The 15,458-nt window shown below is 43.4% G+C and carries 14 protein-coding genes; 2 read left to right on the forward strand and 12 right to left on the reverse strand.

Annotated elements, in window-relative coordinates:
• Window positions 1–47: 47 nt before the first annotated feature.
• The 4 genes from B2Q61_RS15840 to B2Q61_RS15855 form a co-directional block, all read right to left on the reverse strand.
• Entirely contained in the window at window positions 48–1,445 is a 1,398-nt protein-coding gene (locus tag B2Q61_RS15840; RefSeq protein WP_290617528.1) for a sigma-54-dependent transcriptional regulator, read from the reverse strand.
• Window positions 1,442–2,596: a sensor histidine kinase gene (locus B2Q61_RS15845; RefSeq protein WP_290617529.1), complete on the reverse strand. Its 1,155-nt coding sequence runs from the start codon at window positions 2,594–2,596 to the stop codon at window positions 1,442–1,444. Before B2Q61_RS15845 ends, B2Q61_RS15840 begins: the two co-directional genes overlap by 4 nt.
• A gap of 116 nt (window positions 2,597–2,712) precedes the next feature.
• Window positions 2,713–4,215, reverse strand: coding sequence for a sigma-54 dependent transcriptional regulator (locus B2Q61_RS15850; protein ID WP_290617530.1), 1,503 nt, complete (start codon window positions 4,213–4,215; stop codon window positions 2,713–2,715).
• A 157-nt stretch (window positions 4,216–4,372) separates the two neighbouring features.
• On the reverse strand, window positions 4,373–5,164 hold the full coding sequence (locus tag B2Q61_RS15855) for a flagellin (RefSeq protein ID WP_290617532.1): 792 nt from the start codon (window positions 5,162–5,164) through the stop codon (window positions 4,373–4,375).
• 277 nt (window positions 5,165–5,441) lie between these two features.
• On the opposite strand from B2Q61_RS15855, the gene pseC reads away from it, so the two are divergent.
• Together pseC and B2Q61_RS15865 are read left to right on the forward strand one after the other, a co-directional pair.
• Window positions 5,442–6,620 carry a UDP-4-amino-4,6-dideoxy-N-acetyl-beta-L-altrosamine transaminase gene (gene pseC, locus B2Q61_RS15860; RefSeq protein ID WP_290617534.1) on the forward strand — a complete coding sequence of 393 codons (1,179 nt, stop codon included), beginning with the start codon at window positions 5,442–5,444 and terminating at the stop codon, window positions 6,618–6,620.
• A gap of 8 nt (window positions 6,621–6,628) precedes the next feature.
• Window positions 6,629–6,814, forward strand: a complete 186-nt coding sequence (locus tag B2Q61_RS15865; protein ID WP_290617536.1) for a DegT/DnrJ/EryC1/StrS family aminotransferase — start codon at window positions 6,629–6,631, stop codon at window positions 6,812–6,814.
• Here B2Q61_RS15865 and pseI read toward each other — a convergent pair.
• From pseI to fliS, 8 genes are all read right to left on the reverse strand, one after another.
• Complete coding sequence (pseI, locus tag B2Q61_RS15870) at window positions 6,811–7,866, reverse strand: pseudaminic acid synthase (protein ID WP_290617538.1); 1,056 nt, start codon at window positions 7,864–7,866, stop codon at window positions 6,811–6,813. The two genes, B2Q61_RS15865 and pseI, sit on opposite strands and share 4 nt — an antisense overlap.
• Before the next feature lie 44 nt (window positions 7,867–7,910).
• Window positions 7,911–8,720 (reverse strand): phytanoyl-CoA dioxygenase family protein, encoded by an 810-nt coding sequence (locus tag B2Q61_RS15875; protein ID WP_290617540.1) that lies wholly within the window; start codon window positions 8,718–8,720, stop codon window positions 7,911–7,913.
• A 1-nt stretch (window position 8,721) separates the two neighbouring features.
• Window positions 8,722–9,615 (reverse strand): class I SAM-dependent methyltransferase, encoded by an 894-nt coding sequence (locus B2Q61_RS15880; RefSeq protein WP_290617541.1) that lies wholly within the window; start codon window positions 9,613–9,615, stop codon window positions 8,722–8,724.
• Window positions 9,616–9,636: 21 nt separating this feature from the next.
• A complete protein-coding gene (locus B2Q61_RS15885) occupies window positions 9,637–10,320 on the reverse strand; it encodes a WbqC family protein (protein WP_290617542.1) in 684 nt (227 codons plus the stop codon).
• A complete protein-coding gene (gene pseG, locus B2Q61_RS15890) occupies window positions 10,317–11,876 on the reverse strand; it encodes a UDP-2,4-diacetamido-2,4,6-trideoxy-beta-L-altropyranose hydrolase (protein ID WP_290617544.1) in 1,560 nt (519 codons plus the stop codon). Before pseG ends, B2Q61_RS15885 begins: the two co-directional genes overlap by 4 nt.
• An 18-nt stretch (window positions 11,877–11,894) precedes the next feature.
• Window positions 11,895–12,626: a pseudaminic acid cytidylyltransferase gene (pseF, locus tag B2Q61_RS15895; protein WP_290617546.1), complete on the reverse strand. Its 732-nt coding sequence runs from the start codon at window positions 12,624–12,626 to the stop codon at window positions 11,895–11,897.
• Window positions 12,623–14,722: a 6-hydroxymethylpterin diphosphokinase MptE-like protein gene (locus B2Q61_RS15900; RefSeq protein WP_290617548.1), complete on the reverse strand. Its 2,100-nt coding sequence runs from the start codon at window positions 14,720–14,722 to the stop codon at window positions 12,623–12,625. Before B2Q61_RS15900 ends, pseF begins: the two co-directional genes overlap by 4 nt.
• A 297-nt stretch (window positions 14,723–15,019) precedes the next feature.
• The gene (fliS, locus tag B2Q61_RS15905; RefSeq protein ID WP_290617550.1) at window positions 15,020–15,454 is read right to left on the reverse strand and encodes a flagellar export chaperone FliS; all 435 of its coding nucleotides are present in this window, start codon (window positions 15,452–15,454) and stop codon (window positions 15,020–15,022) included.
• Window positions 15,455–15,458: the final 4 nt, after the last annotated feature.

The raw sequence follows: 15,458 nt of genomic DNA on the forward strand, positions 1-15,458 counted from the left end.
TAAGAAAAAAGCCGACAAGGCGGCTTTAAGTAATCTGAGATTGTTTTTTAGGCCGGCAATTCAATACCCGACTCCCGCATTCGGGCCAGTTTATAACGCAAGGTCCGATCGCTGATCCCAAGTTTCTCGGCTACCGCTTTGCGCTTATAAGCACAGGCTTTGAGGGTTGCCAGAATGATTCTGTGCTCCTGCTCGTGCAATTCCGTTTTAAAATCATCGGGTACTGTTGTTTCATCAGCGCCAGCTGCTACTTCTGTTTCCACGGTGGGCTCAGGCGTGCTTGTCGCCATGGCAGGGAGCGCGGTTGTAGCGTTACTGTCGCCGGACAATAAAATATCTGCGGCCGTTATTTGTTCACCCTGACACAAAATAAGTGCCCGTTGAATAACATTGTCCAGCTCACGCACATTGCCGGGCCAGTTGTGCTGGATAAGTAACTCCGTGGCAGCGGCACTTAGTCCCAATACGGCACGTCCCTGTTGCTGGCAGTATTTGCTGATCAGGTGCTTAGCCAGCGGCGCAATATCCTCACGCCGCGCTGCCAGAGCCGGCCAGGTTAACGGAAACACATTTAACCTGAAAAAAAGATCCTGACGGAAGCTGCCATCTGCCACGGCTTGCTGTAAGTCGCGGTTACTGGTGGCCAGCACCCGTACATCAAGTTTAATCGTTTTACGGCTGCCAAGCCGCTCTACTTCCCGCTCTTGTAATACCCTTAGTAACTTGGCTTGCAGGTTTAAATCCATTTCCGTTATTTCATCCAGCAATAAGGTACCATGCTGGGCTTGTTCAAACTTGCCGGGGCAACCGGCAATAGCGCCGGTAAAGGCGCCTTTTTCATAACCAAATAAGGTCGATTCCAGCATGTTTTCCGGAATAGCAGCACAGTTAATTGCAACAAAGGGCCCTTTGGCACGCGGCGATTGCTGATGAATATACCTGGCCAGTACTTCCTTGCCTGAACCACTGGGTCCGGCAATCATCACACTGGCTTCAGACCGTGCCACCCTGGCGGTTAGCTCCAGTAAAGCAATACTGGCAGGTGCGGCCACCACCGGTGCGGCATAGTCAGCCTGCTCTGCCAACACGTAACGACTTACCGTGCTTAAAAGTACCTGCGGCGCAAAGGGTTTAGCCAGATAATCAACCGCCCCCAGCCGGATGGCTTCTACTGCATCCTGCACGTTGGCATAGGCTGTCATCATCAGTACCGGCAGCTGCGGATAATGCTGGCGTAAGGTTTTTAACAAGGTTAATCCTGACACCTGGCCCATTTGTACGTCACTGATCACCAATTGCACCTGCTGTTTTTTCAGCAGCAATAAGGCACTTTCCGCACTATCTGCACTAAATACCTGATAACTGGCCAGGCTCAGCGTGTCGCACAGGGCCTCACGCAAGCCCGCATCATCCTCGACAATCAGTATTGGCGTCGCTGTAGTCATTGATTACCTCTGCTATGGGGTGGAACCTGTTGTGATGTTGTGTCAGAAAAATGAATGGGCAATTCAATGATAAAACACGCACCGCAATCGGGTCGTTGCTCGTAGCGTACATCGCCCTGATGACTGTTCACTACTGCCTGCACAACTGCCAGGCCTAAACCACTGCCATGTTGGCGCCGGCTGAAAAAGGGCTCGAAAATATGGGGTTGTAGATCAGCGGCAATGCCTGGGCCATTGTCATTAATGATAAATTGCAAGCCGTTGCCTTGTGTTTTCGCCGAGATGTGAATATGCGCCCCCTCGTTGATGGCCTGCACGCTATTCTGGATAAGATTGTTAAATGCCCCCGTCAGACTGCTCAGGTTGCCAAGCAGATAGGTATCCTGCGCACGGGTGCTAATGGTTAGCTGCGCATTATGCTGCTGCAGCATGACTTCAGAGGCCGTATTAACTTCACTTAATAAGCGCTGCAGGGTAAAGGGTTGCACAGCCTGAGCCGTGCCGGAGCGGGCAAATAGCAGCATATCATTGACCTGCTGCTCTAAATCATGCAGCCGGGCTAACAGCTTTTGCTGAAATTGCTGCGCTGCTGCCGGGTTAAGCTTACTGCTCCCCAGATTTTCGGCATACAGCATGGCAGAAGATAATGGAGTGCGAATTTGATGCGCCAGGGTTGCCATCATTTTCCCCAGGGTAGACAGCCGTTGTAAATGAGCCAAACGGCTTTGTAGCTGGCGGGTCTGGGTCAGATCAGTCAACACAATAAGCTGGCCAGGTTCAGGGCTCAATGGGCTGATTTCCAGCTTAATCCGCCGGCCATCCTTTAATGACACTTCCAGGCCATCATCGCGGCGGGGCGCGAAACAACGATTTATTACCTCCAGCCACTTCTGACCAAGTAAAGGTTGCCCGAGCATGGTGGTTGCGACCGGATTAGCTTCAGACACTATGCCTCTGGCGCTAAGCAATATTACCCCGGATGGCAACACATTCAGAATATGCTGCAGCCGGTTATCCGCGGCACCAGAATCTGCCAATGCCTGGCTGACAAGATGGCTTATCTCTTGCGGACCACGCAAAGGTGAGCGCAGCAGATGACGGCTATCAGGTTGCAAAGAGCAGGTTGAAGTAACGAGGCTGGCATCTGGCATAATACAACTGACCTTATTCAAATAATAAAGTCGATGCAGAGATTATGCCAAACTTAAGCCTATGATTTAACTATTAAATACTAAAAGATCGCCGTCAAATGCTTGACAAAAAGCGACTATTCGTCACGGCCAAGGTTATATTTCCGCATTTTTTCAACCAGAGTGGTGCGACGCAATCCCAGTACTTCAGCAGCCCGCGCCACCACATAATCATGGTGCTGCAAGGCATTGGAGATCAGCTGCACTTCCAGCTCGGCCAGATATTCTTTTAAATCGAAACCGTCTGCCGCCATATCACTAAGCTGCGGCAAGCTCAGGGCACTGCCGCCATTGCTGTTGTTATTGATATTGTTACTTTGCGGTGTGCTGGCAGCGTCATCACTGCTGATCTCATCGCTCTCGTCAGCAGTGGCGGCAAACAAATCATTAAGCATATCCCGTTCCAGCAAAGCTTCCGGATACTCGGGTTGGTAACTTTCCACATCCAGATAACAGTATTTCTGGGGTAATTCAGCAATATCGACAACCTGATCCGGATACATGATTAACATGCGTTCCAGTAAATTAGCCAGCTCGCGCACATTTCCAGGCCAGCTGTGCAATTTTAAGCTCTGCAGCGCCCGCTCAGTAAAGCGGATCCGCCCCTTATGCCCGGCAGCCTGCCGGTTTAGCAGTTCCTGGATCAGTATGGGTAAATCCTCACTGCGCTCACTAAGCGCCGGCGTTTCAATTGGAAATACATTAAGGCGGTAAAATAAATCTTCTCTGAAATGGCCTTCGGTGATCATATTTTCTAAATCACGGTGGGTAGCAGCAATAATCCGGACATCCGCTTTAATAGTCTGGCTGCCCCCTACCCGCTCAAAAATACGCTCCTGTAGTACCCGAAGCAGCTTTACCTGCATCGGTTGTGGCATATCGCCAATTTCATCCAGAAATAAGGTACCGCCCTGAGCAAGTTCAAACCGGCCTTTGCGGGTAGAAATGGCACCGGTAAAGGCGCCTTTTTCATGGCCAAATAACTCGCTTTCTAACAACTCTGCCGGAATGGCCCCGCAGTTAATGGGTACAAAAGGCCCGGCAGCGCGGTTTGATAGTAAGTGAATATTGCGGGCAACCACTTCCTTGCCGGTACCTGACTGGCCCAGCACCAGCACGTTGGCATCGGTTTTAGCCACTTGTTGAATTAAAAAGCGGACTTTTTGCATCGGCTCGGTCTGGCCCACCATGCCATCAAATTTAAGCGTGGTTTCGGTTTGACGCTGACCGGGTAACAAACGATGATATTGCTGGCAATCGCGCAGTAACTGGGTAAGGGTATTGTATGAAAACGGCTCAGTAAGCAGGCCGACGGCGTTGGGATACTGCAGCAACGCTGTTAAGGGCTCGCCTATCAGTAAAAACGCACAACTGGGAAACCGTAACAGCAAATCCGCATGCTCAGCGTCACCCAGAGCACCAAGTAATACCACAGCGGGAGACGCGGCATTAAATTGTTGCAGCAGCTCCTGATGATTAAATACCTGATAAGATTCATTAATAAAACTTAGCACTGTCGCCAGGCGTTCGGCGCGACGCAGTTGTGAATCAACAATATAAAGAGGTGGATTAGCTGCCATTATGCCGCATTATTGTTATTGCTTTAACTTCATTGTACTGCGCTGACCTGAGCTTGCAACCACAAACGCTATTTTATTGACGGTTGTCAAAAAAATAGCGTTTGGCTTTTATTAAAAGAAATGTCAAAAGGAAAGACCAAGCTCAACGATGCCGTTATCAGCCAAGCAACGTTAGCGCCTGCTGCTGTTGCATGCGGGCCTGCATCGTCACGCTGGTCGAGCTTTGGCTAAGCATATCCGCTGCGGTTTTTTCGCTGATGGCTTTCGCATAATCCAGATCTTCAATCCGGCTTCTGGCCTGTGCCTGGTTAATCTGCTGGTTATTCAGGTTGCGGGCCTGAGCAGCGAAACTATTAATACTGGCACCCGCCTCTGCCTGCAAGCTATTAACAAACGCTGTGGCCTCAGTCAGGCTGGTATTAGCTGCAGCAGCCCCAGCCTGAGTGCTTAAATCAATAGTAAACACATCTTGCGCCGCCAGCGCCGCACCAAGGTCCTCAACCTTTAAATTAAGATTGCTCTGACCGCTATTAAAGGCAATATTATTATCATTGAACAACGCCACGCCACCAAAACTGGCAGTTTGCAGGGTGTTTTGCACATTATCGAGGAGACCTTGCGCCTGCTGCTGCAATGCCTGGCGATCAGCGTCGGTGTAAATACCGTTTCCTGCTGCTACTGCCAATGTGCCTACTTCAGATAAATCATTATTAATGTTTTGCAGGCTTTGCTCATAAACTTGTGCCAGACCAATACCGTTATATAAATTACGTTGTCCCTGGGACGCTTCGTTCACCGTGCTGGTTAACCGATTAGCAATTTGCAAACCGGCTGCGTCATCTGCCGCAGTGTTAATTCGCCGTGCCGTTGCCGACTTCTTAAGCAAACTTTCTTGTTGCTGCTGCACTTGATTTAGACTGTTTAAACCTGTTGCATTATTCAGTTTCATAGCAGTACCACTTTTGCCAAGGACTTGGCTATAGTTTAGTCTATTAGACGGTTAACTACGAACTGCATTGTCAAATAACATGCGATGTCAGACTAATATAAAATCACCATTAAATATTTTCAGGCATACTTTATGCTGTAAGTTGTGCTAATAATGAATAACATGAAACCAATCACTAATGCGCTGCAATTAATAATGAAAAAAACCGGAAGTTACCTGTTCAGGTCTCAATAATATTTAGGGATTGTTGCATCTAGCGTTATCAGGAAGTACATGAATGAAACCTTTCAAAATACCTTATGGCCGGCAAGAGATAGATGAGCAGGATTTAGCTGCTGTTGCTAACGTTCTGAAATCCGACTGGTTAACTCAAGGGCCGGTTGTTCCTGAATTTGAGGAAGCCATTGCGAAAAGATGTAATGTTAATTACTCAGTCGCTATGAGCAATGCAACAGCGGCTCTTCACCTTTCCTGTCTTGCCTTAGAAGTTGGTCCCGGTGATCTGGTTTGGACTTCACCAATATCGTTTGTGGCATCAGCAAACTGTGCATTATATTGCGGAGCAGAAATCGATTTTGTCGACGTTGAACTCGTCACTGGAAATCTTTGTACTAAAGCACTTCAGGAAAAGCTTTTAGAAGCTAAAAAGAAAAATAAGCTGCCTAAAGTCATTATACCCGTCCATTTTGCTGGTCAATCCTGTGATATGGCAAGAATAGCCGAACTGGCTGCAGAATTTAATTTTAAAATTATCGAAGATGCTTCTCATGCTATTGGTGGCAGCTACGAAGGAAGGGCTATTGGTTCATGCCTTTACTCTGACATTACCATTTTCAGTTTCCATCCAGTTAAAATTATTACTTCCGGAGAAGGTGGAGTTGCCACTACAAACCGACCAGAAGTCGCCAAACGATTGAAGATGTTACGTAGTCATGGCATTACGTCAGATCCTGATGATCTAACAGAGCCATCTCATGGTCCTTGGTATTATCAACAGCAAATATTAGGTTTCAATTACCGCCTTACAGATATTCATGCTGCTTTAGGATTAAGTCAATTAAGTAAACTTGATAGGTTTGTTGAAAATAGAAACGCTCTTGCAAAAAGATACGACAAGATTTTTTTAACTGCAAAAAACATCAAACCGTTAACAATTAATGATATGTGTAGAAGTAGTTATCATCTTTATGTTGTTCGCCTACTCAACGTTGAAATTGGTATTCGTAAAAAATGTATTGAGTTTCTGAGAAGTAACGGAATTGCAGCGCATTTGCACTACATCCCAATTTACTTGCAACCATTTTACAAAAAATTCGGCTTTAAAGCAGGATATTGTCCCATAGCTGAGTTGTATTATAGTCAGGCATTAACTCTGCCAATGTACCCAAGTTTAACTTATAGTCAGCAAGATGAGGTTTCGAAAAAACTCGAGCTTTTTTTAATTGCAAACACTTAGATTAAAAATTGCCGATAATTGAAAACCATCATTTGGGCTTCCCTGGTTACCAACAACTGGGATTTAACTGGGGAGATTTCCCTAATGCAGAAGATTTCTATGAACGGATAATTAGCTTACCAATGTTCCCAGAACTTACTGGAGAGCAGCAGCAATATGTTGCTGATACTCTGCAAGATATCTTGTTGCGTTAATTTTCAAATTGCTCCCAGCACGTTGGTGTATTTGCCAAAACATCTTTAACCAATTTGCGGCCCAATAACGCTTCATAGTGTTTAGGTGGCAAACCAAAGCCAGGCCTGACACTTCTTAAATCATTGGCTGTAACGATTTGCCCCGCTTGTTTTTCATTGACAAAATACAATGATCGGCGATATTTCACCGTTGCTTTTTCGCTATTTTGTCGGGAGTAGTCAATTTTGCCAAGCGCTTCCCAAGCAATTTTTGCTTGATCACACAAGCTTTGCAATTCGGCCTCTTCTAATGAAAAACTGTCATCTGGACCGCCGGAACTTCGATCCAATGTAACGTGTTTTTCAATAATTGCAGCACCAATAGCCACCGACGATACAGCCGTAACATTATCAATAGTGTGATCAGACAAGCCACAAACTACACCAAATTTTTGCGCTATATCTGCTATGGTTCTCAAATTATACTCAGAGGAGGGCGCAGGATAGCTACTAACACAGTGTAGCAACGCAAGTTCTTTGCATCCGCCACTTCTTGCAGCATCAACGGCTTCCGAGATTTCTTCAAAGTTTGCCATACCGGTAGAGATAATAATCGGCTTTTTCGTTGCAGCTATGTATTTAATCAAAGGCAAATCTATAGCTTCAAAAGAGGCAACCTTATAAGCAGGTGCATTCAAATCTTCCAATAAATCTACAGCGGTAGTGTCAAAGGGTGAACTAAAGATGGGTATCTCAAGTTGTCTGGCGTAGTCAAATAACGGCTTATTCCACTCCCACGGCATTTGTGCCCACTGGTAAAGTTCGTACAAGCTTTTCCCATCCCATAACCCGCCGCGGATCATAAACTCTTCATTTTTTGAGTCTAATGTAATTGTATCTGCTGAGTAAGTTTGCAATTTTACCGCAGATGCGCCGCACCGTTTAGCCATGGCAATGATGTCTTTGGCGCGGGCCAGGTTGCCATTGTGATTGGCAGAAAGTTCTGCAACTACGTAAGGGGCATAATCAATGCCTATAGGGCGACCAGATATGGTGATAGCGGGGTTTTTCATAATCTACCTTTAACAATTTTAATCACTTGGCTTTATCTACAGCGCTATGGTAACTGATAAGGTGCGGGTTGCTCTGGTTCCCACGAAATACGCCTTAATCGGGTAAATTCGTCTTTGGGTGGTGTTAAGGTGAACCCCAATAGTCGCTTTTGCTCATCAGTTAACTGGTCAAAAATTGCTTGTGGTGTATTTTGCATAAAATCAAATGACGGTTTTATAAACCACCTTGCATAACCAAGTAATAGTGCCCAACGACTACTATTAGTTATGTTAGCACCGCCACCATGCCATAAATTTGCATTAAAAACTAATGCACTCCCCTCAGAACCGGTCACTATGATTTCATCAGGATGACGTTCACCATTGGGCGGGAAAGAGGTCCAGGTATGACTTCCCGGCACAATACGTGTTGCGCCATTTTGTTCAGTAAAATCGTCTAGAAGCCAAACCACATTGGCTTTCAGGCAATAATTTACTCCCGGTAGCCCACTATCAATATGCAATTGCTGTCCAGGGTTTCCCAGTAAGGGGCAACGGGCAGAAATGTTATTTAAATAATAAGGTTCGGCTTGCTGATATGAGCCTTGTTGCAACGCCGCTGACACAATAGACAGAATTTGCGGGTGTTCAAATAGCGCAAACCAATCCAGTGATTTATTGTGTAAGTTAAAAACAACTTTTTCGTTAGATTTATCAGATAGTGAGCCTTTATCTGAAGATGCCGTCGCGTAATGCTGGGCATAATCTGCGTAGTTACCCTCTAGTAGCTGCCTAAAGTATGCACACTTTTCAGCACTTAATACGTTAGGCACTACCACATAACCGTGTTTAAAAAAGTGTTCGATATCATTCATATCAAATGGCCTTGGCATAACAGGTTATTTGTCTACCTAAATTTGCATCAGCAAGAGCTCTATAAAATTGCAATATCGTGTCATCTTCACCAAGTTGGCGTAAATTTAATTCAAACTGAACTCTTTTTGCATGACATGCTTTTCCAATATCTCTGTCATTGACATAGTTATCTCCCATTAATAAGAATAACTCGAGAGGAAATGACGCCACGGCTAATTCAGAGTGAAAACCACAGCCAGATAACATTGCTTGCAAAGATGATTTACTAAAGTAGTTTAGGTGTGCGGGCGGCGTAACCCACCAAGGTTCTAGATCGTATAATCGCTGTGCGGCAACTTGAAATTTATTAAATTCATTAGGTACTGTAACAATTAACAGCCCTCCGTCTTTTAACACAGACTGACGAATTTCTGTCATTACCGAAACCGGTTCAGCCAAATGTTCCAACACATTATTAAGCATTACAACGTCGAATTTTTTACCGCCAAACACGTCCATTGATTCAACGCCACAGTGTTTAATATTTAAATCTTGGCTAATACCATACTCAACCGCTTCGATGGCCGGATCAAAACCGTAACAGCTGGCGCCGAGACGTTTAAAATGCAATAAAGCCTGAGCCCAACCGCAGCCAACATCCAATATTTCAAGATCAGCGAAAGGTCGAGCCAATTGCTCCTGAATAACCTTAGCCTGGTCATTCCAGGTTCCTTCCCAAAACTTTTGATCGGCAAGCTGAACATCTAACGAAGAATTATTAAAATTTTTATAATCACCAGAGTAGAACTCATTGGCATAAAATCGGTTTATCTCTTCAACAGATGGCGTTGGCTTTACCTGTAAAAAACCATACTTTTCGTGTGGCTGCAGTGAATAGTCACAGTTATTTTTCATGTTAAAACCACCCTGAAAGACTCATCTAATATAGCTTTTCGCATCATCCCACCCTAAATTCATAACTACATCTAAAATGGAAAGTTTTTCAATAAAGTGTACACTTTTGGTCTGCGGATAACTTATTGGCTCAAAATCTTGATATAACAACGAAATATCACTCTGTTGAGTAAAACCATCCTCTGTTAAATACTCTTTTGAGCCTTGCGGGGATAAATACTGTGTCGCATTCACCGCTTTTAAAATATCTAGCAGCCGCTGAGTTCGAACACCGTCGATATTAAGTTCGCTGGATCTTAAGATACGGCAAGAAATATTCAGTTTGTTACTAATTAAACGTATCAAAGCCATATTTAATTCCGCCAGCGATGTATAAATTGGATCGAGAATCACTTGATTAAATAAGACTAATTCGCGGCTAAACGGATGCTTAGCATAAACCTGGCTTAACTGCCGCACCATCTTCTGACGCCAGAGAGCCTGAGGGCTGACTAACGTGCTCATAATACTTTGCGATAAACTTTGGTGCATCACGGGAACCGTTAACCAATGAGGCTCTCCATTAATTGCGATGCGATTTCTGTTATGCCAAGAGCTTTTTTGAAACTGAGCATCATCAAGAAAAACAAACACATCTGCGCTAGCCATTAAATTAAAATAGCCACTCCAAGGCAGAAATGTAGGCTGCATGATGGCGCATTTCATAATTTTTTTCTCATTTGCAGTACATTTTTGTCAACGAAACTGTCAGGTAAAATATCGTCACTCAGCAAATAATCATGTTTTTGATAAAAAGCCTGCGCAATGTGGTTGTCCTGGGCAACATGCAACACAATATTTTCGAGTAACAAGGTATACTTAATAAACCCCTCGAGCAACATTAGCGCCTTAGACCCAACGCCCTTGCTTTGCTGTTCAGTGTCGCCAAGGTAAATCCATATCTCGGCTTCCTTTTTTAAAACATCCAGATTTTTTACACCTACACTTCCAACATGATGTTCATTGCACAAAATACTAAACACGTATTGATGTGTTGCATCCAATAAGCTCCGCCAGTAATTAAAATGCGAACGCCTCACCGGTTTTGAAACCATCACAAACTGTTGCCTTAACTTATCGCTTTGTAACCAATGAAAATTTCTTCTGACATCCCAAGGCTTTACATCGGCTAATGTAACACTATCCGCAAGGATTAATGCACTAACAAAAGGTGCACCAAACAAAACGGGGGCAGCAACCTTTGGTAGGTTTTGTGTGCGATATCTCTCTAACTTTTGCATAAGCTCTTCGAACGTAAAAAACAGTTCAAACAAACCTTTTTGGTTCATTATTTGTAATGGCTTAATCTGGTTATCGGCTATGGGAATTAAAAGTGAAGGTAATTTTAAAAAAAGTCGCTCATAAGTACTACCACCGCCCGACCCTATCGCCAGATCAGCAGCCGTTATAAGCTCAGCCATATTACGAGCATCTGTATGCACAACTGTACGCATCGGCATCTGCTTAGCATATGTTTTAAGAGAGTTTAAATCTGGCGCTTTTGAACTGACAACAACATCAATATGCTCCAGATCAGGTAGGTTAAGTTGATGTAATACTTGGAGTACTCGTTCAGAATTATTATCTCTATCAACACCACCAAAGGTAATTAATATAGTCGATAACCGATTATTGTCGCGTTTGCCGATGCTTTTAGCTTGCCACTTAGCAAACTCTTGCCGTAACAATACATATTTCCCCCCAAGCAAGTGCTGACAAGAGCGAGCAACCCGGGCTGCGTAATCACGTTTATGCACACTTAAGTTGTAATCGAGCAAAAAATCGCAGTCATGTTGTCTGTCGGCCAGATCATCTATTACACATAACCGCTGACAAAACGCTCTGGCTAATGATTCCCAACGTGCATCTAAGCCATAGTGATCAACAATAATTAATGTGGGCTGTATTTCACTAAAATAGGGTTGACACTGTTTTGCATCTTGCTGCCATGTTGTCCCAAGCCATGCATGATGAACTACATTTTCATTGCGCTTTTTTAGTTTAGCATTTTTTTCAACGGGTAAAGTAAGCAGATTATAACCACTTTCTTTTACTAAAACACTGTTATTGCCAGGTAAGTCTCTGCATATAAAAAAGCAATTCGCACCACGGCGTCTAAGTTCAGCCGCAAGCGTCAAGCAGCGCATTAAATGACCGTAGCCAATAACAGCGCTGGAATCTAAGCGAAATACAACGTTTGGAGTTACAGATGAACTTTTCATCGCTCCCAGTACCGCATCTTATTCATCGACAGTTGATTTCGGAGATCTAATCGCACCAAACATTAACTCGGCACGTCGCCAGTCATCTTCGGTATCAATATCCTGTACACGATACCGCGGAATAATAACGGCAGCTGTCTGTTTGGTAAAAATGGGTTTACTCTGCAACCAGGCATCCGATGTACCCCAACAAAATTGCCCAGCGTCATGAAATGTTTTCTCTAGATCTTGCGAACGGGTAGAAAAAGACCCGGGATTAAGCATTTCTAAATGGGATTGAGTGTCCAACTTTACAGCACGCTGTATCGGAAATTCGAATTCAGTTACAGCTAACGCGAAGTCACATTGATCTTCATTTAGCTTTTTGAATCCAAAACTTATATCATCTGAAAAAACGAAAGGTGCTGTTGCATATATACAACAGGCAGCAATTACCTTTCTAGGCTGCTGACATTGGCCTTCAATAGAAATCGTGTTCAGACTTTTTATAGCATGGCATATGACATCAGCAGTACCAGAAAAGTCGTCCGCTAATATTTGTGGTCGGATAAATGGAGTTTCAGCACCATATTGGCGGGCAATTGATGCAATCTCTTCATCGTCGGTAGAAACAATCACGCGATCAAAGCAGCCCGAAGCAACTGCTGCCTCAATAGACCACGCAATAATTGGTTTACCTTCAAAAAGCCGAATGTTCTTTCGCGGAATGCGTTTACTGCCCCCTCTGGCGGGGATAACTGCAATGATCATAGCTTAGCCGGTGTCTCTAATTCACTAATAGCTTGTGCCAGACTATAACCACATTTAGTTAAATAGTTTACCCGATAATCTTTTTTAACTGCTAAGACATAATCGTTCCACAGCGCCATAAACATGCCGAAATATTTTAAGGTCAACTCATCGTCCTGGTAGGAATATAGCATTGTTAACATAGGGCAATGCACGTACAGCAAGGAACCTCTGAGCAAATAGTAAAGATGGGAATATTTAGTTTTTTTGTAAGAGAACAAGTAGCGAGCTTGTTTTTTAAGCAAGTTGGCTGCACTTTCCCGGCTGGTAAAAGGCCTGCTTCCTATTTCAATTAAGTCATCACAGATAACATCAAATTGATCAAACTCTAGGCTATCGACATCAAACTGTACAAGATCTCTCGCAAAAAAATCTGCTTTAATCTGTTCTATCACTTGCGACTTGTCTTCAATCGGCTTACCGATCAATACTTCTTGTTCAGTAACAGGGTAAGCACCTTCTAATTTTGCACCATGGCCAACGTTATAAAAGAATTTTTTAGGGTTTGCTGCAATAATCGCTTCTAAGTGATTTTTAGAAATCATTAAGAGATCTGTTGCAAGCACATCTTCACCAAGGTTTCCAGGTAGAACGTGCTTAGCACCTGCCACAAGCGGACTTTGATATTTTGAACCTTTATCGTAGTAAAAGCTATGTTTTGAGTGTGTTACATTTTTTCTACTACCATTATCAACCCCCACTAAATAGATTTCTTCAAACCCCATCATTGCTGCATATGATAAAGCCGTATTTGATACTACCGGGCCGCATGAAGGTAAGGACGGTAAAGCTTGATGGTATTTTTTTAATGTCTGTAACTGAATAAAAACGGTTGCTGATTCAGGTCCTTTAAGCCCCATGCCCGCCCATTTGTAAAGTGCGGGGATCTCTGGATACATAACATCTACAGTTAATAAATTAATATTTTTGTAGGCACCTAACGGTAATGTCTCTAGCAATACGTCATAGGTACTCAACGTACGTTCTACAATGACATGAAAATCTGGTGTAACCCCAACTTTTAACAAAGACGCCAAAGCACTGCCTACCGCCAGAATGATGGCGCTATGCTGCAGCTTTTTAAGTAATTCTACAGAGGCGTCTAAGGAAGGTCCGTTACCAACAATAATCAAAGGCAGTTTTTGATAGGTTTTTCTTAACTGGCTATTCGCCACAAAAAAAGACACGCCATTTTTTATATTATGTATAGCATGGGCAAGCCCATCTATATTATCGTTATAAAATCCGAAACCTGATTGAAGCTCAAAATAACGTTCAAAGAACGATTTGATTAATTGGTTAACATCTTTGGATGGGTAATGCTGATAACAAAAACTACGCACCAAACTAAAGGCACCTATATCACCCGCTATACCATGTAATGAATCGAAAAAATCTTTATACGATAAACCAACCTGAATAAACAAAGCGCCATCATTGGATTCAACATTATGGATTATTTCCGCCCAGTCTGTACAAAATAGGCTAGCGTAGAACAGCTCAATATCGGGCTCACAGATAAAAAGATAATCAAAGTGGTGGTTTTTTAGCAAAATAGGTATGTGATAACCAAGACCAACGCCAAAGATAATTGAACTTGGAAAATGCGACGGAAGCTGCTCGATAAACTGTGGTTTTTCATTATTTAAACTGGCAATTAAGTTATCGAGTTTTGTCATAAACTGCATATGAATGCGTTTATCAGTGGTATGCCCACCAAAGCCATAACTAGTATAACTGTAATAGCCTTTTTTAGTATTTTTACTTACTTGCTCAGTGACTTGAACAATAGGATCATCAGCATAAAGTGGCACACTTTGGCCATCTGGGACGTAGTTTCCCATACCAGTTTTCGTTACGAGTAACTTAAAGCTGGGTTTGGGCTTATACGCTTTTAAGGATGTAGCTAAATCAGGATAGTATTTTTCAAACGCCTGTATATTGGCGTTAAACGTAAGCTGAGAACTAACACTAAACGCTTTTTCGCGTTTTTTTTGTTCAACTAATTCGAGGTAAGCATGTTCAGCTTCGGCAAGACTTTTTTCGAGGTCAATCATCTATTTCTATCTATGTGATAAGTTCTTGTTACCTTATTCTCAGACTTTACGCTAGCTATTTGCGAGATACTATCTTTAATTTGATATCTTCGTTTAGATAGATCATCTATTAATTTGGCAAAGTTAACTGACAAGGCCCGTAAACGCGCATAGTTAATGGGCTCAATTGAGTTTGGTGCTAAGAATAACTGCTGTATCTGTTCGTTAAGACTTTCTAACTGACTCACTGATGACACGTAGTCTTCAGCAACAATGCCCTGTGTCAAAGCAGACAGTTGCTGTTCTGCTAATTCTAATTTATCCAACGTTAGATTGCGCCACATTTCGCTGATCTTCGGCCTGAAGTTGGGCACTTAGCGGGATTTCATCCCAGGCTGTCTTTATTTGACGAAATAACGTAGCAACTTCATCAATAGCCGCTGTAGATTCCTTCTCAATACTTGCATCCACTAAGCGCTCAATCATATAACTGTACAGTGCGTATAGGTTCTGACCTAATTCAGGAGACAGAGATTGGTCTAGACAAGATCGTAAAGATTCAAAAATAGCGGAGGCTTTAGATATACTGGCAGCTTTGAGCTCGTAGTCTTTACGTTGCATAGCACCTTTTGCCAAGGCCAAATTATCCATCACACCCGCCATAAGCATCTGTATAACTTGATAAGGAGAAGCATCAGCCATCCGCGTTTTAGTCGCTTCTTTCTGATAAAACTTTAGTTTTGCGCTACTCATTTAT

Source organism: Arsukibacterium sp. UBA5043, assembly GCA_002415085.1.
Lineage (GTDB): Bacteria > Pseudomonadota > Gammaproteobacteria > Enterobacterales > Alteromonadaceae > Alishewanella.